Source organism: Pseudomonas cannabina (assembly GCF_900100365.1).
Classification (GTDB): Bacteria; Pseudomonadota; Gammaproteobacteria; order Pseudomonadales; family Pseudomonadaceae; genus Aquipseudomonas; species Aquipseudomonas cannabina.
On the sequence record NZ_FNKU01000001.1, the window covers coordinates 3,715,856 to 3,735,413 of the forward strand.

Sequence of the window (19,558 nt, forward strand, 5' to 3'; positions counted from 1 at the left end):
TCAGTGCTTCAGGATCAGTGCGTCGTCAGGCCCGCAGCGCTCATGAACATGCGCATCAGGCTGGCGACGATGAACAGCGCAAACACGCTGCCCGCCCAGATCCCGACCAGCCACGCCAGCCGTTGCCAGAGCGGCTTGCTCAGCGCCGGATCCGGGTCGTGCAGGGAATTTTTACCAGACATCGTCATTCTCCTCGGTTCTGACTAGTGATAACCGTCTTCGGCCGTCACCTTGCCGCGGAACACGTAGTAGCTCCAGAAGGTGTAGCCCAGGATGAACGGAATGATGAACAGCGTGCCGACCAGCATGAAACCCTGGCTCTGCGGCGGTGCCGCTGCCTGCCAGATCGAGACTGCAGGCGGGATGATGTTCGGCCACAGGCTGATGCCCAGCCCGCTGTAACCCAGAAAGATCAGCAGCAGGGTCAGCAGGAATGGCGTGTAATGAGCATTGCGCGCCACGGCCTTGAACAACCCGTACATGGTCACCAGCACCAGAATCGGCACCGGCATGAACCAGAACAGGTTCGGCATGCTGAACCAGCGATGCGCGATGTCTGCGTGGGCCAGCGGCGTCCACAGGCTGACCACCGCCATGACCGCCAGTACCGCCAGCGCCAGAGGACGCGCCAGGTCATGCATCGCCTTCTGCAACGGGCCTTCGGTTTTCATGATCAGCCAGGTGCAGCCCAGCAGTGCGTAGGCAACGATCAGGGCCAGACCGCAGAACATCGGGAACGGCGAGAGCCAGTCCAGCGAGCCGCCTGCAAACTGGCGATCGACCACGGGAATGCCTTCGATGTAAGCCCCCAGCGCCACGCCTTGAAAGAAGGTCGCCGTCAGTGAACCGCCGATGAAGGCCTTGTCCCACCAATGACGCTTCAGTTCGGTCGCTTTGAAGCGGAACTCGAATGCCACGCCGCGAAAGATCAGGCCCATGAGCATGAACATCAGCGGCAGATACAGCGCCGACAACACCACCGAGTAGGCCAGCGGAAACGCGCCGAACAGCGCAGCGCCGCCCAGTACCAGCCAGGTTTCGTTGCCGTCCCAGACCGGCGCAACGGTGTTCATCATCACATCGCGGTCGTGACTTTCTTTCATAAACGGGAAGAGAATCCCGATGCCCAGATCGAAGCCGTCCATCACGACGTACATCATGATGCCAAAGACAATGATGATGGCCCAGATCAGCGGAAGATCGATACCCATGGCTTAATTCCCCTTGCCGAGACGGTCAAGATTGTCGCCATCTTCTTCGCCTTCAACAGCGGCGGAGAGCGGACGGGCCGGTGTGCGTTTCTGGCCGGGACCACCATGAGGTACATGCTCGACGTAGGCTTTCGGCCCTTTGCGGACCAGCCGCATCATGTAGCCAAGGCCTGTACCGAACAGCACGAAGTAGACGACCACGAACAGCACCAGGGTGATGCTCATCTGCGCCACGCTGTGCCCGGACGAAGCATCGGCAGTGCGCATCAGGCCGTACACGACCCACGGCTGACGACCGATTTCCGTGGTGAACCAGCCTGCGAGGATCGCGATCAGGCCAGAAGGCCCCATCCAAAGTGCCAGATACAGGAACGGACGCGAGTTATACAGCGTGCCGCGTTTGCGCAGCCAGAGGCTCCACAGGCCGGTAAAGATCATCAGCATGCCGAGGGCGACCATCACCCGGAACGACCAGAACACGATCAGCGAATTCGGGCGGTCCTCAGGTTTGAATTCCTTGAGCGCTGGCACTTGTTTGTCGAGGCTGTGGGTCAGGATAAGGCTGCCCAGGTACGGAATTTCCACCGCGTACTTGGTGCGTTCTTCCTTCATGTCAGGGATGCCGAACAGGATCAGCGGGGTCGGCTCGTCGCCAATGTTCTCCCAGTGACCTTCGATAGCGGCGATTTTTGCGGGCTGATGCTTGAGCGTGTTCAGGCCGTGGAAGTCACCGACCACTGCCTGAATCGGCGCCACCAGCAGGGCCATCCACATGGCCATCGAGAGCATTTTGCGCACGGCCGGTGTGTCACGACCACGCAACAGGTGCCAGGCCGCCGACGAGCCGACGAAGAATGCCGTCGCAACGAATGCAGCAATCGCCATGTGCGTTAGGCGGTACGGGAACGACGGGTTGAAGACCACCGCGAACCAGTCAGTCGGGATTACCCGGCCATCGATGATTTCAAAACCTTGCGGGGTCTGCATCCAACTGTTGGACGACAGAATCCAGAAGGTCGAAATAAGCGTGCCGATGGCAACCATCACCGTGGAGAAGAAGTGCAGGTTACGGCCCACGCGATTCCAGCCAAACAGCATCACGCCAAGGAAGCCGGCTTCGAGGAAGAACGCGGTCAGCACCTCGTAGGTCAGCAACGGACCGGTGACGGCACCGGCAAAATCAGAGAAGCGGCTCCAGTTGGTGCCGAATTGATAGGCCATGACCAGCCCGGACACCACGCCCATGCCGAAGTTGACGGCAAAGATCTTGGACCAGAAGTGATACAGGTCACGGTAGACGTCGTCGCGGGTCTTCAGCCACAGCCCTTCGAGCACAGCCAGGTAACTTGCCAGACCGATGGTGATGGCAGGAAACAGGATGTGGAACGAAATCGTGAATGCGAACTGAATTCGGGCGAGATCGATAGCCTCTAAACCGAACATAGGATGTTCCTCTCTCAGATGAAACCTGCTGCCGGCAACAAACCAACAGCGATTGCCCCCACGGTAATGAGTGCTCTGTTTCTTTTTATGCAGCGTTTTCAGTGGAAAAAACGCTGGTCGACCCGTCGTTGTCTGAATGAAGTCATGACATAGATCAGTCGACCATGAAAGAGTAGTCCTGTTCACCCCGTTGAGCCGTGTGGTCTATTGTCGCGTGGCGGGATGTCTCACCTTAGCCTGCGGATCGAAGAGGCTGGTGCATCTCTCCTGATCAGTCAGTCTGTCTGTCTTCGCGAGCAAGCGAAGCGTCGCCCGGCTCGCTCCCACAAAGGCAACGTGCCCGCGTGTGGGAGTGAGCTTGCTCACGAAGAGGCCGGCGCAAACGCTGAATATCTACTGATCAGTCAATCTGTCTTCGCGAGCAATCTCGCTCCCACAGAGGCAACGTGCCCGCGTGTGGGAGTAAGCTTGCTCACGAAGAGGCCGGTGCAAACGCTGAATATCTACTGATCAGTCAGTCTGTCTTCGCGAGTGATCTCGCTCCCACAGAGGCAACGTGCCCGCGTGTGGGAGTGAGCTTGCTCACGAAGAGGCCGGTGCAAACGCTGAATATCTACTGATCAGTCAGTCTGTCTTCGCGAGCAAGCTCGCTCCCACAGAGGCCTCCTGTCGTAATTGCCGGAGCCCTGCTACAACAACTTATCCAGCGTGATCGGAAACTCGCGTATCCGTTTGCCCGTCGCGTGATAGATCGCGTTGGCGATCGCCGCAGGCACACCGACGATGCCGATCTCGCCGACGCCTTTGGAGCCCAGCGCGTTGACGATCTCGTCATGCTCTTCGACAAACAGCACGTCAATCTCACCAATGTCCGCGTTCACCGGAATATGGTACTCGGCCAGACTATGGTTCATCGGACGGCCCAGATCATGATCAAGCATCGCTTCTTCGTGCAATGCCATGCCCATGCCCCAGACAACGCCACCGAGAATCTGGCTGCGTGCCATCTTCGGGTTGACCACCCGGCCCGCCGCCACGGCGCTGACCACACGGTTGACCTTGACGGTGCCCAGGTCCTCGTCGACCAGCACTTCGACAAACACGGCCGAATGAGTCGCCGCCGCATAGGCTTCACGCTTCTTGTCCGGTTCGGCATCGACCTGCACTTCAATCACGCCGCTGGCCTGCGACGCCGCCAGCTCCGCCATCGACAGCGCCTGATCGCCCAGATACAGCTTGCCCGATTCAAACCGAACGTCATCCGGCGTGACCGATGCAAACTGCGGGTGCAGCCCTTTCGCCACTTCCAGCACCTGACGCTGCAAGGCCTGACAGGCCTGCTGCACCGCCGTACCGACTGAAGACACCGTGAACGAGCCACCCTGCAGCGGCGCGGTCGGCAGCGAAGAATCGCCCAGCAGGAACGTAACGTTCTGCACATCGATCCCCGAAGATTCAGCCGCGATCTGCGTCATGACCGTGTAAGTGCCGGTGCCGATATCGGTCGTGGCACTGCTGACCACCAGCGAGCCATCCGCTTGCAGACGCGCCTTGGCGCTGGCTTTCATCTGCATGGCTTCCCAGACACCGCCCGCCATGCCCCAGCCGACCAGCTGGCGACCCTGGCGCATGCTGCGCGGCTCGGGGTTGCGGCGCTCCCAGCCGAAACGCTCGGCGCCCTGGGTGTAGCATTCGCGCAGTTCCTTGCTGGAATACGGCTTGTCTTCGTTACCGTTGCGCTCAGCGTAATTGGTCAGGCGCAGACGCACCGGGTCGATAGCCAGCGCGCAGGCCAGTTCGTCCATGGCGCATTCCAGGCCGATCATGCCCAACGCCGCGCCCGGCGCACGCATGTCCAGCGGCGTGAAAACGTCCAGCGGCACCAGCTTGTAGGTCAGTTGCACGTTGTCGCACTTATAGAGCATGCCGCTCCATTCCACGACGTGCTCGCTGAAGTCCTCGAAACGCGAGGTCTGACCGATGGCTTCATGGCCCACAGCCAGTAATCGACCATTGGCCGCAGCGCCCAGACGCAGACGCTGAACCGTGCGCGGGCGATAGCCAAAGGTGAACATCTGCTGACGGGTCAAGGTCAGGCGCACCGAACGCTTGAGGTGCAGCGCAGCCATCACCGCCAGCGGCAGTTGGTACTGCGGACGCAGGCCCGAACCGAACGCGCCGCCAACAAAGGCGGCCAGCACACGGATCTTGTCCTTCTCCAGGCCGAAGACCTTGTGCAGGTAGTCCTGACAGTTCTGCGTGCCCTGCGTTTTGTCATGAATCTGCAAGCTGCCGTCGGCCTGGTAGAGGACGGTCGACGCATGCGGCTCCATCGGGTTGTGGTATTCGCTGGGCGTGCTGTAGGTCACGTCGACACTCAGCGCTGAACTGGCCAACTCACCTGCGAAGTTGCCACGCGGCGGCGGCAGTTCAGCAGGTGCATCGTTGGCCTTGTCGAGCATGGCCTGCAGGTCGGTCTGGTGATCCTGCTGCTCGTATTCGATACGTACCAGCGAGCCCGCATGCCGGGCCAGTTCCAGCGTGCCAGCCACAACCAGCGCCAGCGGCTGACCGCTGTACAGAACTTTATCGTTGTACAGCGGGCGGAACGGCGAGCCGTCGGCCGAATCAGCGTCGTCATAATTCTCGTCGTAGCTGGCCAGCGACGGGCGATTGGTGTGATCGAGCACCGCGACAACGCCCGGCACTTTCATCGCTTCGCTGATATCGATACTGATCACGCGACCGCTGGCGATGGTGCTGGAGACCACGCTGCCATGCAGCAAACCCTCTTCAGGGTATTCACCGGCGTAACGCGCGCCGCCAGTCACTTTCAGTCGGCCGTCAACGCGGTCCACGAGTTTGCCCATTGGCGAAAATGGCTGGTTCATTGGGCGCTCCCTCCCGTTGCGGCATCGCTCAGGGCGCGAATGATCGCGCGGCGGGCCAGTCTGACTTTGAAACCGTTGTGCGCAAGCGGCTGCGCGTCTTCCAGCATGGCGTCGGCCACGGCGGCGAAGTTTTCACGAGTGACCGGTTTGCCGATCAGCAGGCTCTCGACCGCCTTGTCACGCCACGGTTTGTGCGCAACGCCGCCCAAGGCCAGGCGCACGTCGCGTATCACGCCATTATCGAGGTCGAGCGCCGCCGCGACCGAGACCAGCGCGAACGCATAGGACTGGCGATCACGAACCTTCAGATAAGCGCTGTTGCTGGCGAAACGTGCCGCAGGCAGTTCAACGGCGGTAATCAGCTCGTCATCAGCCAGCTGGTTATCACGCTCTGGTGCGTCACCGGGCAGGCGGTGGAAATCCGCGAACTCGATGGTCCGCTTGCCGGCGCGCCCTTCTACATGCACCACGGCCTCGAGCGCCGCCAATGCTACGCACATGTCCGACGGGTGCGTCGCGACGCAGTCGTCGCTGGCACCGAGGATCGCGTGGATGCGGTTGAGGCCTTCACGCGCCGGGCAGCCCGTGCCCGGTTCGCGCTTGTTGCAGGGCACACCAGTGTCGTAGAAATAGTAGCAACGGGTGCGCTGCAACAGATTGCCACCGGTACTGGCCATGTTGCGCAATTGCGGCGAAGCACCCGCCAGCACGGCCTTGCTCAATAATGGGTAGTTCTGTTCGATCAGCGGGTGATACGCCAGGTCGGCATTGCTGACCAGCGCACCGATCATCAGCCCGCCCGACGCGGTCTTGCTGACGTCGCGCAACGGCAGGCCGGTGATATCGATCAGGTGCTCGGGTCGCGCGACGTTTTCCTTCATCAGGTCCAGCAGGTTGGTGCCGCCGGCGATGAATCGTGTGGCCGGACCGCTCAGGTTGACGGCGGCGCTGACGTCGGTCGGCTTGCTGTAGGTAAACGGATTCACGAGTTCACCTCCTGCTTGGGCGCGGCATTGTGGAACTGCGGCAGCGCTTCTTCGACGGCAGCGAGGATGTTGCTGTACGCACCGCAGCGGCACAGGTTGCCGCTCATCAGTTCCTGAATCTCGGCGCGCGTGCTGGCACGGCCTTCATTGGCGAGCCCGACGGCCGAACAGATCTGGCCTGGCGTGCAATAGCCGCACTGGAACGCGTCATGCTTGATAAACGCCTGCTGCATCGGGTGCAGTTGTTCGCCATCGGCCAGGCCTTCGATCGTGGTCAGCTCGGCGCCGTCACACATGATCGCCAGCGTCAGGCAGGCATTGATGCGCGTACCCTCACGCAGCACGGTGCAAGCCCCGCACTGGCCGTGGTCGCAGCCTTTCTTGGTGCCGACCAGGTCGAGCTGATCACGCAGCAGGTCCAGCAGGGTGGTCCAAGGCAGCACGTCCAGTTGCCGGCGCTGCCCATTGAGGGTCAAAGAAATCGCGTGGGTCGCGAAATCTTGGGGGTTCGGGGTCGTTGCACTCATGGAAACCTCACGGTAGGCGTTCACTTAGCGCACTTTTATGCGTCTTGAGGGTGGGACTTCGTGAGGTTTGCAACGTTCAGGCTTAATTGACGAGCGTGTTTATCGTCGAAAGGCCGTCATCCACAGGCAGCCATCCCGGCACGCTGCTGGTATGATGCGCGGCTTTTTCCGACCCGCAAAAATCCAACGGGCTGCCGTGCAGTCTGTGCTTTGCTGTTGGAGTCGATCATTCACGACGCGCCCAGCGTCACGGAGAGCCAGACATGCTGGAAAGGCTGTTTCAACTCAAAGCACACAACACCAACGTGCGGACCGAGATACTTGCGGGCGTCACGACTTTCCTGGCGATGGCCTACATCCTGTTCGTCAACCCGAGCATCCTTGGCGAAACCGGCATGGACAAGGGCGCCGTGTTCGTCGCCACCTGCCTGGCAGCGGCCATCGGCTCGACCGTGATGGGCCTGATCGCCAACTACCCGATTGCCCTGGCACCGGGCATGGGCCTGAACGCCTTCTTTACCTACACCGTTGTGCTGCACATGGGCCATAGCTGGCAGGTGGCGCTGGGTGCGGTATTCATTTCGGCGGTGATGTTCTTCATTCTGTCGATCTTCCGGATTCGCGAATGGATCATCAACAGCATTCCCCTGCCCCTGCGCTCGGCGATTGCCGCCGGTATCGGCCTGTTTCTGGCGCTGATCGCCCAGCATAACGCCGGCATCGTGGTTGCCAACCCGGCCACAGTCATCGGCATGGGCGACCTCAAGCAGCCTGGCCCGGTACTGGCCACGCTGGGCTTCTTTCTGATCGTCGCGCTGGACCACCTCAAAGTGCGCGGCGCGGTGCTGATCGGCATTCTGGCCGTGACACTGGTGTCCATCGCGCTGGGCTTCACGCCGTTCGGCGGCGTGGTATCGATGCCACCGTCGCTGGCACCGACCTTCATGCAGCTGGACATCATGGGCGCGCTGGACGTCGGCCTGGTCAGCATCATCTTCGCCTTCCTGTTTGTGGATATTTTCGACAACTCCGGCACGTTGATCGGCGTCGCCAAACGCGCCGGGCTGATGGGCAAGGACGGGCACATGCCGAAAATGGGCCGTGCACTGATTGCCGACAGTACCGCAGCAATGGCCGGTTCCCTGCTGGGCACCTCGACCACCACCAGCTACATCGAATCGGCTGCGGGCGTGAGTGCCGGTGGCCGTACCGGCCTGACCGCTGTGGTCGTCGCCGTGCTGTTTCTGCTGGCACTGTTTTTCGCGCCGCTGGCCAGCAGCGTGCCAGCCTTCGCCACCGCACCTGCGCTGCTGTTCGTCGCGGTGCTGATGGCTTCCGGCCTGGCCGAGATCGACTGGGACGACATCACTGTGGCCGCACCGGTGGTGATCACCGCGCTGGCGATGCCGTTCACCTATTCCATCGCCAACGGCATCGCCTTTGGCTTCATTTCCTGGACAGCGATCAAGCTGCTGTCGGGGCGCTGGCGCGAGCTGAATTCGGCGCTGGTGATCCTGTCGATCCTGTTCGTGATCAAGCTGGGCTGGTTCAACGCATGAGTGTTCCCTTCGACCCTGCGAGCTACGACCGTCAGCTCGAAGAAAAAACAGTCCGCCTGCGTGAGCTGCTGGCGCCGTTCGATGCGCCCGAGCCGCAAGTGTTCGACTCGCCGCGCGAGCATTACCGGCTGCGCGCCGAGTTTAGTCTGTGGCGCGAAGACCAGAAGCGCTATTACGCGATGTTCGCGCCGGGCGACAACCGCACGCCGATCCTGCTCGAAGGCCTGCCGATTGCCAGTGAGCGCATCAACGCACTGATGCCGGTACTGCGCGAGCGCTGGGAAGCCAGCCCGACGCTGAACCACAAGCTGTTTCAGGTGGACTTTCTGACCACCCTGGCAGGCGATGCGATGATCACCATGTGCTATCACCGTCCGCTGGACGATGCATGGCAGGCGGAAGCCGAGGCGCTGGCGCAAGCGCTGGACGTCAGCCTGATCGGTCGCTCCAAAGGCCAGAAGCTGGTGATCGGCCATGATTACGTGACCGAAAAGCTCGACGTGGCTGGCCGCACGTTCAGCTATCGCCAGCCCGAAGGCGCATTCACTCAGCCTAACGGCACCGTGAACGGCAAGATGCTCAACTGGGCTTACGACGCACTGGGCGAGCGGCAAGACGACTTGCTGGAGCTGTATTGCGGCAATGGCAACTTCACCCTGCCGCTGGCGACCCGCGTGCGCAAGGTGCTGGCGACTGAAATCAGCAAGACCTCGGTGAATGCCGCGCTGAGCAATCTGGATGACAATGGCGTGAATAACGTCACGCTGGTGCGCCTGTCGGCAGAAGAGCTGACCGAGGCGCTGAACGAAGTGCGTCCCTTCCGCCGCCTGCAGGGCGTGGACCTGAAAAGCTATGAGTTTGGCAGCGTCTTCGTCGACCCGCCCCGCGCCGGCATGGACCCGGACACCTGCGAACTGACCCGCCGCTTCGAGCGCATTCTGTACATCTCCTGCAACCCGGAAACCCTGGCCGCCAACATCGCCCAACTGCACGACACACACCGGGTCGAGCGCTGCGCCCTGTTCGACCAGTTCCCGTATACACACCATATGGAATCGGGCGTGTTGCTGGTCAGGCGCTGAGGCTTATCACTATCGTGCGACGCTCCGCGTCGCGTGCCCTTCTGGACGCTCCGCGTCCGATCTTGAATCTGCAGCGCAGATCTGTGACGCGGAGCGTCATCCAAGGCATTCCTACGCTGGAGCGTGAGGAACGATAGGTTTCTGGGCTGAAGCGTGCGGAACGAAAGCCTTACCGTTCGTACCCTCCTGCGAAACTGTCAGTTTATTTATTAGCTTCCTATCGATCCACTGAGGTATAAATCGACACCCGATTTACACGTCCGATGGGATCCGATCTTGAGCTCTGAGTCCTCCGCTGCTTCTGCCCCGGTCAAGCTGTCCCGCCAGCCTGGTTTCGTCAGTTTCATCCTGTCGCGTCTGATGGCGGTGTTTGCCATGCAGATTCAGGCGGTGGTGGTTGCCTGGCAGGTTTACGACATGACCCGCGAGCCGATGGCGCTGGCCTATGTGGGGCTTGCTCAGTTCATCCCGATGTTGCTGCTGTTGATGCCTGCCGGGGACCTGATCGACCGGTACAACCGCAAGGTCATCCTGATGCTCAGTTGGGGCGTGCAGGCGGTGTGTGGCGTCATTCTGCTGGTCTTCTCGGCGCTCGAACTGCAAGACTTGCGGCTGATCTACGGCGCGCTGATGCTCTATGGCTGCGCCCGCGCCTTCACCGGCCCGGCGCTGCAAAGCCTGCTGCCGCAGATCGTCCCGCGTGAGCAACTGCCTTCGGCGATTGCCACCAACAGCGTCATCATGCGCTGCTCGACGGTCGGCGGCCCGTTGATCGGCGGTTATCTGTATTGGCTGGGCGGCGCAGAACTGACGTATTCGGTGTGCGTCGCAGCATTCATCGCCGGCATTCTGCTGCTGGCACCGGTCGCAACGCCGTTTGCCGGCAAGCCGGTGGAGCCGGGTTCGAATGCCTGGGGCCGATTCACGGCGGGCATCGCCTTCATCCGCTCTCGGCCGATCATTTTAGGCACCATCTCGCTGGACCTGTTTGCCGTGCTGCTGGGCGGCGTGGTCGCGTTGCTGCCGATCTACGCCCATTAAGTGCTGCACCTCGGACCGCAAGGGCTGGGTATGTTGCGCGCGTCAATGAGCCTGGGCGAACTGGGCGTCGGCATTTACCTGAGCATTCGTCCGCTGGAGCGCAATGTCGGGATGACCATGTTTCTCGCCGTGGCCCTGTTCGGCGTGGCGAACCTGGTGTTCGCCTTGTCGAGCCTGTTCTGGCTGTCGTGCCTGGCACTGCTGGTCGCAGGCGCAGCAGACATGGTCAGCGTTTTCATCCGCTCGGCGCTGGTACAGTTTTCGACCCCGGACAACATGCGCGGCCGGGTCAACGCAGTGAACATGCTGTTTATCGGCTCCTCCAACGAACTGGGCGAATTTCGGGCGGGCACCAGCGCGTCGCTGGTCGGTGCAATCCCGGCGGCAATCCTTGGCGGCGTCTGCACGCTGGGGGTGGTTGGCGCGTGGATGACAGGCTTCAAATCGCTGCGCCAGGTCGACCGATTTGCCGACGCCTCGCCGCAGGAAGAACAGGCGGCGCGACCTGCTCGACAAGCCCCGGCCCAGTCCGCGAAACAGGCCTGATCGAAGCCGGACGGATGAAAACCGGACCAGAGCAATACGGGCAGAACCAAACGGCCCGTCACACCTCTATACTGTCGCATTCTGCACAACGCTGCTCGGATCGCCGCACTGGCCAGACCTGTATCAGCAGCGATACTTATTGCAAGACACCAAGAGGGATCCGACATGCTCTGGAAAAAAGGCCGACGTAGCGACAACGTAGTCGATGCTCGCGATGGCGGCAGCGGTGGGGGCGGCGGCGGCATGCGCATCGGCGGCAAGGGCCTGGGCATCGGCGGTATCGTGATCATCGTCGCGATCGGCCTGCTGACCGGCCAGGACCCGATGCAGATCCTTGGCCAATTGACCGGCCAGAGCACCGAGCAAACCGCGCCACCCAGCGCGCAAACGCGCGAAGCGCCGCCTGCCAATGATCAGCAGGCCGAGTTTGTACGCAGTATTCTGGGCGACACCGAAGACACCTGGCGCGCAGTGTTCGCGCAAAGCGGCCGTGAGTACAAGGACCCGACGCTGGTGCTGTTCAGTGGTCAGGTGAATTCCGCCTGCGGTCGTGCCACCTCGGCAACCGGTCCGTTCTACTGCCCGGCTGACCAGCGGGTTTATCTGGACATGGACTTCTTCCGGGAAATGTCCCAGCGCTTTTCCGCCGCCGGAGACTTCGCCCAGGCTTACGTGATTGCGCACGAAGTCGGGCACCACGTGCAGACGTTGCTGGGCATTTCCGCCAAGGTCGACAAAGCGCGTCAGGCCGGGCAGAAAATGGAAGGCAGCAACGGCTTACTGGTGCGCCAGGAGTTGCAGGCCGACTGCTTTGCGGGTGTTTGGGCCTACAACGCACAAAATCGTTTGAACTGGCTTGAGCCGGGTGATATTGAAGAAGCATTGAACGCGGCGAACGCTATCGGCGATGATCGCCTGCAGCAGCAAAGCAGTGGTCGAGTCGCTCCGGACTCCTTCACGCACGGCACGTCTGCACAGCGCGTGCGCTGGTTCAAGGCCGGCTTCGCCGAAGGCCAAATCAATCAATGCGACACGTTCGCCGCCAAGAGTCTCTGAGCACATGATTAAACCGCTTCTGGTCCTGTTGTTAAGCACTGCCTTCGTGAGCCTCGGGGCGCATGCCGAGGATCAAGCGGTGAATTCAATCAGCCCGGATCGTCTGGCGATCAACGGCGCCGAAGCGACGCTCGGGCTGAGCCAGGAGTGGGTGCACCCCAAGCCGAAGATCGAGCGTGTGGTGATCGTGCTGCACGGTCGCCTGCGCAACGCGCAAACATACCTGCGCAGCATCGAACGTGCGGCCAACCAGTCCAAAGAGCGCAGCAAGACCCTGCTGATTGCCCCGCAGTTTCTGGATGAGAAAGACATTGTCGCCCACCATTTGCCGGAGTCGATCCTGCGCTGGCGTCAGAACAGCTGGATGGAAGGCGCGACCGCCAGCGGCCCCAAGCCGGTCAGCTCGTTTCTGGTGCTGGACCACATCCTCAAACGCCTGAGCGACAGCAAGCTGTTCCCTAACCTGAAAGAAATCGTCATTGCCGGGCATTCCGGTGGGGCACAGGTGGTGCAGCGCTACGCAATGATCGGCGGCAAGGAAGATGCCCTGCTGCTGCGCGAGGGGGTGAAGCTGCGTTACGTGATTGCCAACCCGTCGTCGTATGCCTATTTCGACGACGAACGGCCTGAGCCGGTGACCGCCCAGAGCTGCCCCGACTTCGACGAATGGAAATACGGCCTGAACAAGATGCCGTTCTACTCGGGCAAGGAAAAGCCGGTCGACATCGAAAAGAACTACCTGAAGCGTGACATCACCTACCTGCTGGGCGAACTGGACACCGACCGCAATCACCCGGCGCTGGACAAGACCTGCGCGGCCGAAGCACAGGGCGCGTATCGCCTGATTCGCGGGCAGAATTATTTCAACTACCTGCAGAAACGCCATCCGGAGGGGTTGAACCAGCACCTGGTGATCGTGCCGAAAGTCGGCCACAACGGTGACGGGATCTTTACCTCGCCTGAAGGTCAGGCGGTGTTATTCAAGTCGTTTTGAGTAGTTGACCTTCGAGCCAACGCTCCGCGTAGGCCCCCTTCGCGAACAAGCGAAGCGTCGCCCGGTCCGCTCCCACGGCCTCGGCCAGAATCAAAAGCGGAAACGCTGGGAGTTGGGACTGGCATTGGCACAAAAGTTGGATCAGCCCAACATCCCGCGCAGCGCTGTGCAATCCACGGCATGCCAGTCGGTCAGTTCCGGCCAGGGGTTTTCTGGCAGGTTGACGAGGATGGTTTTCGCCCCTGCCGCGCGGCCGCAGCTGAGGTCGTGCAGGTAGTCACCGATCATGACCATTCGTTGCGGCTCGACGTCCCAGGCGCTTGCCAGCTTCAACAAGCCGGCCGGGTCGGGTTTGGGCGTCGCTTCGTCACGGCCCAGCACATCCTTGGCGGCAAAACACTCCGCCAGGCCGATGGCTTCCAGCGTGATATAGGCGAGTTCGCGGGCGTTGCGGGTCAGTATGCCCAATCGATAACCACGCCCTGCCAGCTCTCGAACCAGTTCGACCGCGCCATCGGCAGGCTGCGAGCCCAACGCCAGCGCTCGCTCATGCTCCAGCAGCCAGGCGTGTTTGGCGGCTGACTCGTGCGCAGGCAAGGCGGCAAGATGGCCCAGAATGTCGTCGTCCTGCGGGATACCCAGCGCTCGCTTGATCGCCGGAAAATCATGGACCGGGACGGTCAGCGTGCCGTCCATGTCGAATACCCAGTGCCTGATGCTGTCGAGTGTCATGCCCAATCCTTACGATGACGAATCAGCCCTTCCTGACTGACCGATGCGACCAGTTGCCCGGCGCGGTTGAAGACACTGCCGCGCGAAAAACCGCGGGAATTGCCTGCCCATGGACTGTCCATGGCATACAACAGCCAGTCGTCGGTGCGCAGATCGTTGTGGAACCACAGCGAATGATCAAGGCTGGCGACCTGCATGTCGCGCTGCCAGACCGTCTTGCCGTGCGGCCGCAACGAGGTGGTCAGCAGGTTGAAGTCGGAAGCGTAGGCCAGCATGTAGCGGTGCAGCGCCTGTATATCGGGCAAGTTGCCATCGGCGCGAAACCACACGTACTTCACCGGCTCGCCAGGTTTGGGGTCATAGGGGTCGTCGGCGGTGACCGGGCGGAATTGAATCGGTTTGGGGCGCAGAAACTTGTCGTGCGCCGATTCGGGAATCAGGTGCGCCCGACTGGTCAGCAGCTCAAGCTCCGACGGCAGGTTCTCAGGCCCGACAATCTGCGGCATCGTGGTTTGATGCTCGAAGCCCTCTTCGTCGTACTGGAAGGACGCGCTACAGGTAAATATCGGCTTGCCCTTCTGAATCGCCGTCACGCGACGGGTGCTGAAACTGCCACCGTCACGCACCCGGTCAACCTGGTAGACCACAGGTAGATACGCATCACCGGGGCGCAGAAAATAGCCGTGCAGCGAGTGCACGTGTCGGGTGTCCTCGACCGTCTGGCTGGCAGCGGACAGCGACTGGCCCAGTACCTGACCACCGAATAGCTGACGGAAACCCAGGTCCTGACTGCGGCCGCGAAACAGGTTTTCTTCAATGGCTTCCAGCGTCAGCAGCGCAACCAGATCATCCAGCACTTGACTCATCATCACTCCTCGCGCATGTCGGCGCTGAACCCGCAAACAGCAGCGGCCGATATGATGTGTGGCGAGCCCCGAGGCCCGCACTCGTGGAGGGAATGATACAGATTTAAGATGGCGGGCTTAATCCTGTTTGCAATTCAATCAGGGCTCTGCGTATTGAGCCACTGCTCGCGGCTGATCCGGTACAGCACATGCGGTTTGAGCGGGTGGCCATCCGGCAGGTCGGGATGCTCGAAGTTATCGGACTCGTCATGCTGCATACCAATCGCCTGCATGACTTTCTGCGACGGCTGATTGTTGAACGCTGTGAACGAAACGATCTCTTCCAGCTTCAGACGCTCGAAACCACAGCCCAGCGCGGTCCAGGCTGCCTCGCTGGCAAACCCCAGGCCCCAATGCTCACGCGCCAGTCGCCAGCCGATTTCGATGGCCGGCGTGAAAGGCGCCTTGAAACCCACCACGTGCAGGCCGGTAAAACCAATGAACTCGCCCGTATCCTTGCGCTCCAGCGCCCAAAAGCCAAACCCCAGTTCAGCGAAGTGCCCGCGCAAGCGGCCGATCATGGCCGCGCTTTCCAGACGGCTCAGGGGTGCCGGAAAATAGCGCATGACCTGCGGGTCGGTGCACATGGCGGCGAACACGGGCAAGTCGTCGTCAAGCCACTGCCGCATCAGCAGTCGGGCACTATCAAGCTTGAGTATCGGTTCCATCGATTTCCCCGTGTTACAAGACTATTCAGACGTCAGTGTGAGCGTAGCGCTGCCAGCTATTTGCCAGACAACTGGGCGGCCGCGTGCAGAACTGGCACTATCGACCTTCGATCTTCGAACGGACGCCCAATGTCCCTGCCACTCATTTACCACGACGACTACAGCCCGGCGTTTCCAGCGGACCATCGTTTCCCCATGGACAAGTTTCGCCTGTTACGTGACTACTTGGTCGACAGCGGGCTGACCCGCGACGTTCAATTAATACGTCCCGAGTTATGCCCGACGGACATTCTGGCGCTGGCCCACGACCCTTCCTACATAGGTCGCTACCTCAGTGGCGACTTATCACGCGAAGACCAGCGCCGCCTCGGCTTGCCCTGGAGCGAAGCGCTCGCGCGACGTACCGTCCGCGCCGTAGGCGGCTCGCTGCTGACCGCCGAAAAGGCCCTGACGCACGGCCTGGCCTGTCATCTGGCGGGCGGCACCCATCATGCGCACTACGACTATCCGGCCGGTTTCTGCATTTTCAATGACCTGGCCGTGATCAGTCATTACCTGCTGCAAAGCGGCCGTGTACATAAAATATTGATCTTCGATTGTGACGTCCATCAGGGCGATGGTACGGCGCGCATTCTGGCGGATACGGAGGATGCGATTACTGTCTCGCTGCACTGTGAAAAGAACTTCCCGGCCCGTAAGGCCCAAAGCGACTGGGACATCCCGCTGCCGATGGGCATGGGCGACGTCGGGTACCTCAACGTTGTCGACGACCTGCTCAATTACCTGCTGCCGTTCTACAAACCGGATCTGGTGCTGTACGACGCTGGCGTCGACGTGCACAAGGACGATGCCCTTGGTTATCTGCAACTGTCTGACCAAGGCGTGGCCAATCGCGACGAAGCGGTGTTGCGTCATTGCCTGGGCCGCGATATTCCGGTCATGGGCGTGATCGGCGGCGGGTACAGCAAAGACCGTCAGGCGCTGGCCAGACGCCACGGAATTCTGCATCACAGTGCGCAGAAGGTATGGAACGACATGGGCTTGTAGCGGCGCTGCACCTGAGTGCACACCTGAAAACGGCCCTCGGGTAGAATGCCCCACCTTTCTGCTATCCATACGTTGCTGACCATGACCGACCTCACCTCCCCTGCCAGCCAATCCGTTGCCGTCATCGGAGGTGGCCCTGCGGGATTGATGGCGGCAGAAGTGCTGAGTCAGGCCGGGGTCAAGGTCGATCTGTATGACGGCATGCCGTCGGTAGGGCGCAAGTTTCTGCTGGCCGGCGTTGGTGGCATGAACATTACCCACTCCGAGCCCTACCCTGCTTTTCTTGGGCGTTATGCTGAGCGATCGCCGATGATCGCTCCCATCTTGCGAAAGTTTGATGCTGACGCGTTGTGCCGGTGGATTCATGAGCTGGGCATCACGACATTTGTCGGCAGTTCTGGCCGGGTGTTCCCTACTGACATGAAAGCCGCGCCACTGTTGCGCGCCTGGCTCAAGCGGCTGCGTGATGCGGGCGTGGTTGTCCACACCCGGCATCGCTGGCTCGGCTGGAATGCCGATGGCAGCTTGCGCATCGCCCACGCCGACGGCGAACTGGCGCTCAACCCCGCAGCGACCTTGCTGGCGCTGGGCGGTGCCAGCTGGGCTCGACTGGGGTCCGATGGGGCCTGGCGGCCGTGGCTGCAAGCGAAGCAGATAGACGTTGCCCCCTTACAGGCCGCCAATTGTGGTTTTGAAGTGACCGCCTGGAGCGACGTGCTGCGCGCCAAATTTGCCGGCGCGCCACTGAAGAATATCGCCATGGGCCTGCACGGCCAGACGCTGCGCCTTGGCGAATGCGTGCTAACCGAGACCGGCGTGGAGGGCAGTCTGGTTTATGCACTGTCGGCGCAGATTCGTGAACGGATCAATCTTGATGGCTCGGCCGTTGTGCAGATTGATCTGCTACCGGGTAAAACGCTGAGCGACGTACAGAAAGCCCTGAGCAAACCACGTGGCTCGCGCTCGATGTCCAAACACCTGCACAGCCAATTGGGGCTGGACGGTGCGAAGGCAGCGCTCTTGCGCGAACTGGCGCCTCGTGAAGCATTTGCCGATGCGCTTTCGTTGAGCGAAGCCATCAAAGCGTTGCCACTGACCCTGATCAAACCGCGCCCCATCGATGAGGCCATCAGCACTGCGGGCGGCGTGACCTTCGAAGCCATGGACGAGCGCCTGATGCTCAGGCAATTGCCCGGCGTGTTCTGCGCAGGCGAAATGCTCGACTGGGAAGCCCCAACCGGCGGTTACCTGCTCACCGCCTGCTTCGCCAGTGGCCGCGCAGCGGGGTTGGGGATGGTTGAGTGGCTGAACTCACTCGCCCGCGCCGAGGCGTGAGGCCCAAGACCACTATCGGCCATGCCCGTGCCTTTGATAATCGTTCACATGCTCCGCGCTCATCGTTATACCCAAAACCGCTTTGGATTCTGGCCGGAGGATGTGGGAGTGGACTTGTCCACGAAAGGGCCGATACATTCTCCGAAAATGCGCAATGCGTCTCAAGGCTTCTTCTTGCGCGGCCCGGTGTTGAAGACTGGCACTTTGCGCACCGGCTTGACCACCGGCGTGGGCTCGGACTCGCCGCTGTCGACCCATTTACCCAGATTGCGCTTGCTCCCCGAGACCTTGGGCTTTTTCGGTTTCTTGGGCTTTTTCAGGATCTGGCCGCTGGCATCAGTGCTCGGCACGCGGTGCTCCGGCTCGAAATCATGTTCTTCCCTGCGCTCCAGGGTCTGCCGGGTCAGTACTTCAATCGCCGACAGCAGCTCGACCTCATCGGCACACACCAGCGAAATAGCCTCGCCGGTCAGGCCCGCACGTCCGGTCCGGCCGATACGGTGGATGTAATCCTCGGCCACGATCGGCAGATCCAGATTGACCACCGTCGGCAGGTCATCGATATCCAGACCACGCGCCGCCACGTCGGTGGCAACCAGAATCTTCACTTCATTGCTCTTGAAGCGGTCCAGCGCGCGCTGACGGGTGGCCTGCGGTTTGTCGCCATGAATGCCGTCGGCGTTCAGGCCCAGCCCCTGCAAACGGTCCACCAGTTGATCGACGCCAACACGAGTCTTGGCAAATACCAGTACTTGGCCCCAGCGATGCTTCTTCATCAGATGAATGAACAGATCCGCCTTGCGCTTCTTGTCCACGGTCACGACCCATTGCTTCACCGAAGACGCCGCGACATTGTGCGGGCTGACTTCGATGGTCAGCGGGTCATTGAGCATTTGCGCGGCCAGCAGGCGAATCTCGTCGGAGAAGGTCGCGGAGAACAGCAGCGTCTGGCGCTGCTTGGGCAGCACGGCATAGATGCCGCGCAATTCCTCGGCAAAGCCCAGATCGAGCATGCGGTCCGCTTCGTCGAGAATCAGGGTTTGCAACTGAGAAAACTTGATCGCTTTCTGGCGGTACAGATCGAGCAGGCGGCCCGGCGTCGCGACCAGCACGTCCACGCCCTTGCGCAGCTTCATCATCTGCGGGTTGATGCTCACACCGCCGTAAGCGGCATAGGTGCTCAGCGGCAGGTGCTCGGCGTACTGACGAATACTCTCGTGAACCTGATCGGCCAGCTCGCGGGTCGGTGCCAGCACCAGCGCACGAATCGAGTTGGGTGCAACCTTGGGGCCTTCCATGGTCAGGCGTTGCAGCAGCGGCAGGGCAAAACCGGCGGTCTTGCCAGTGCCGGTCTGGGCCGCAGCCATCAGATCGCGGCCCGCCAGTACCGGAGGAATGGCCTGTGTCTGTACAGGCGTCGGAGTCTGGTAACCGAGCGCTTCGAGGGCGCGCAGCAAGGGTTCGATCAGGCCGAGAGAGGCGAATGTCATGGGGATACCGTAAGAAAAATTCACGCAAGGCGCGCAGTTTACCCT

Annotated in this window: 16 protein-coding genes and 1 pseudogene; 7 read left to right on the forward strand and 10 right to left on the reverse strand. The window is 61.2% G+C overall.

The features are described from left to right. Nucleotides 1-14 precede the first annotated feature (14 nt). The 6 genes from BLT55_RS17460 to BLT55_RS17485 form a co-directional block, all read right to left on the reverse strand. On the reverse strand, nt 15-182 hold the full coding sequence (locus tag BLT55_RS17460; RefSeq protein WP_007252479.1) for a DUF2474 domain-containing protein: 168 nt from the start codon (nt 180-182) through the stop codon (nt 15-17). Nucleotides 183-203: 21 nt separating this feature from the next. After that, the gene (gene cydB, locus BLT55_RS17465; protein ID WP_007252480.1) at nt 204-1,211 is read right to left on the reverse strand and encodes a cytochrome d ubiquinol oxidase subunit II; all 1,008 of its coding nucleotides are present in this window, start codon (nt 1,209-1,211) and stop codon (nt 204-206) included. A 3-nt stretch (nt 1,212-1,214) separates the two neighbouring features. After that, entirely contained in the window at nt 1,215-2,654 is a 1,440-nt protein-coding gene (locus BLT55_RS17470) for a cytochrome ubiquinol oxidase subunit I (RefSeq protein WP_007252481.1), read from the reverse strand. Between the two features lie 689 nt (nt 2,655-3,343). Continuing rightward, nucleotides 3,344-5,545, reverse strand: coding sequence for a xanthine dehydrogenase family protein molybdopterin-binding subunit (locus BLT55_RS17475; protein WP_054999843.1), 2,202 nt, complete (start codon nt 5,543-5,545; stop codon nt 3,344-3,346). Further along, entirely contained in the window at nt 5,542-6,531 is a 990-nt protein-coding gene (locus tag BLT55_RS17480; RefSeq protein ID WP_054999842.1) for an FAD binding domain-containing protein, read from the reverse strand. Before BLT55_RS17480 ends, BLT55_RS17475 begins: the two co-directional genes overlap by 4 nt. Next, nucleotides 6,528-7,058: a (2Fe-2S)-binding protein gene (locus BLT55_RS17485; protein ID WP_054999841.1), complete on the reverse strand. Its 531-nt coding sequence runs from the start codon at nt 7,056-7,058 to the stop codon at nt 6,528-6,530. The genes BLT55_RS17480 and BLT55_RS17485 overlap by 4 nt, the downstream gene beginning before the upstream one ends. A gap of 263 nt (nt 7,059-7,321) precedes the next feature. Here BLT55_RS17485 and BLT55_RS17490 point away from each other — a divergent pair, with 263 nt between their 5' ends. From BLT55_RS17490 to BLT55_RS17510, 5 genes and pseudogenes are all read left to right on the forward strand, one after another. Beyond that, nucleotides 7,322-8,617, forward strand: a complete 1,296-nt coding sequence (locus tag BLT55_RS17490) for an NCS2 family permease (protein WP_054999840.1) — start codon at nt 7,322-7,324, stop codon at nt 8,615-8,617. Next, nucleotides 8,614-9,699 (forward strand): tRNA (uridine(54)-C5)-methyltransferase TrmA, encoded by a 1,086-nt coding sequence (gene trmA / locus BLT55_RS17495; protein WP_054999839.1) that lies wholly within the window; start codon nt 8,614-8,616, stop codon nt 9,697-9,699. Before BLT55_RS17490 ends, trmA begins: the two co-directional genes overlap by 4 nt. Before the next feature lie 276 nt (nt 9,700-9,975). Next, nucleotides 9,976-11,286, forward strand: a pseudogene (locus BLT55_RS17500) (MFS transporter). Nucleotides 11,287-11,451: 165 nt separating this feature from the next. Beyond that, nucleotides 11,452-12,342 (forward strand): KPN_02809 family neutral zinc metallopeptidase, encoded by an 891-nt coding sequence (gene ypfJ / locus BLT55_RS17505; RefSeq protein WP_054999838.1) that lies wholly within the window; start codon nt 11,452-11,454, stop codon nt 12,340-12,342. A gap of 4 nt (nt 12,343-12,346) precedes the next feature. Then, nucleotides 12,347-13,336, forward strand: coding sequence for a hypothetical protein (locus BLT55_RS17510; RefSeq protein ID WP_054999837.1), 990 nt, complete (start codon nt 12,347-12,349; stop codon nt 13,334-13,336). Nucleotides 13,337-13,477: 141 nt separating this feature from the next. Here the strand turns inward: BLT55_RS17510 and BLT55_RS17515 are convergent, their stop codons facing one another. The 3 genes from BLT55_RS17515 to BLT55_RS17525 form a co-directional block, all read right to left on the reverse strand. After that, a complete protein-coding gene (locus BLT55_RS17515; protein WP_054999836.1) occupies nt 13,478-14,068 on the reverse strand; it encodes an HAD family hydrolase in 591 nt (196 codons plus the stop codon). Continuing rightward, complete coding sequence (tesB, locus tag BLT55_RS17520; RefSeq protein WP_007252490.1) at nt 14,065-14,934, reverse strand: acyl-CoA thioesterase II; 870 nt, start codon at nt 14,932-14,934, stop codon at nt 14,065-14,067. The genes BLT55_RS17515 and tesB overlap by 4 nt, the downstream gene beginning before the upstream one ends. A gap of 134 nt (nt 14,935-15,068) precedes the next feature. After that, entirely contained in the window at nt 15,069-15,641 is a 573-nt protein-coding gene (locus BLT55_RS17525; protein ID WP_054999835.1) for a GNAT family N-acetyltransferase, read from the reverse strand. Nucleotides 15,642-15,770: 129 nt separating this feature from the next. Between BLT55_RS17525 and BLT55_RS17530 the strand changes: the two genes are divergently transcribed. Next, a complete protein-coding gene (locus tag BLT55_RS17530) occupies nt 15,771-16,688 on the forward strand; it encodes a histone deacetylase family protein (protein ID WP_054999834.1) in 918 nt (305 codons plus the stop codon). Nucleotides 16,689-16,769: 81 nt separating this feature from the next. After that, on the forward strand, nt 16,770-18,023 hold the full coding sequence (locus BLT55_RS17535; protein WP_174518612.1) for a TIGR03862 family flavoprotein: 1,254 nt from the start codon (nt 16,770-16,772) through the stop codon (nt 18,021-18,023). 161 nt (nt 18,024-18,184) lie between these two features. On the opposite strand, the gene rhlE1 is transcribed toward BLT55_RS17535, so the two are convergent. Continuing rightward, complete coding sequence (gene rhlE1 / locus BLT55_RS17540; protein WP_054999832.1) at nt 18,185-19,513, reverse strand: RNA helicase RhlE1; 1,329 nt, start codon at nt 19,511-19,513, stop codon at nt 18,185-18,187. Nucleotides 19,514-19,558: the final 45 nt, after the last annotated feature.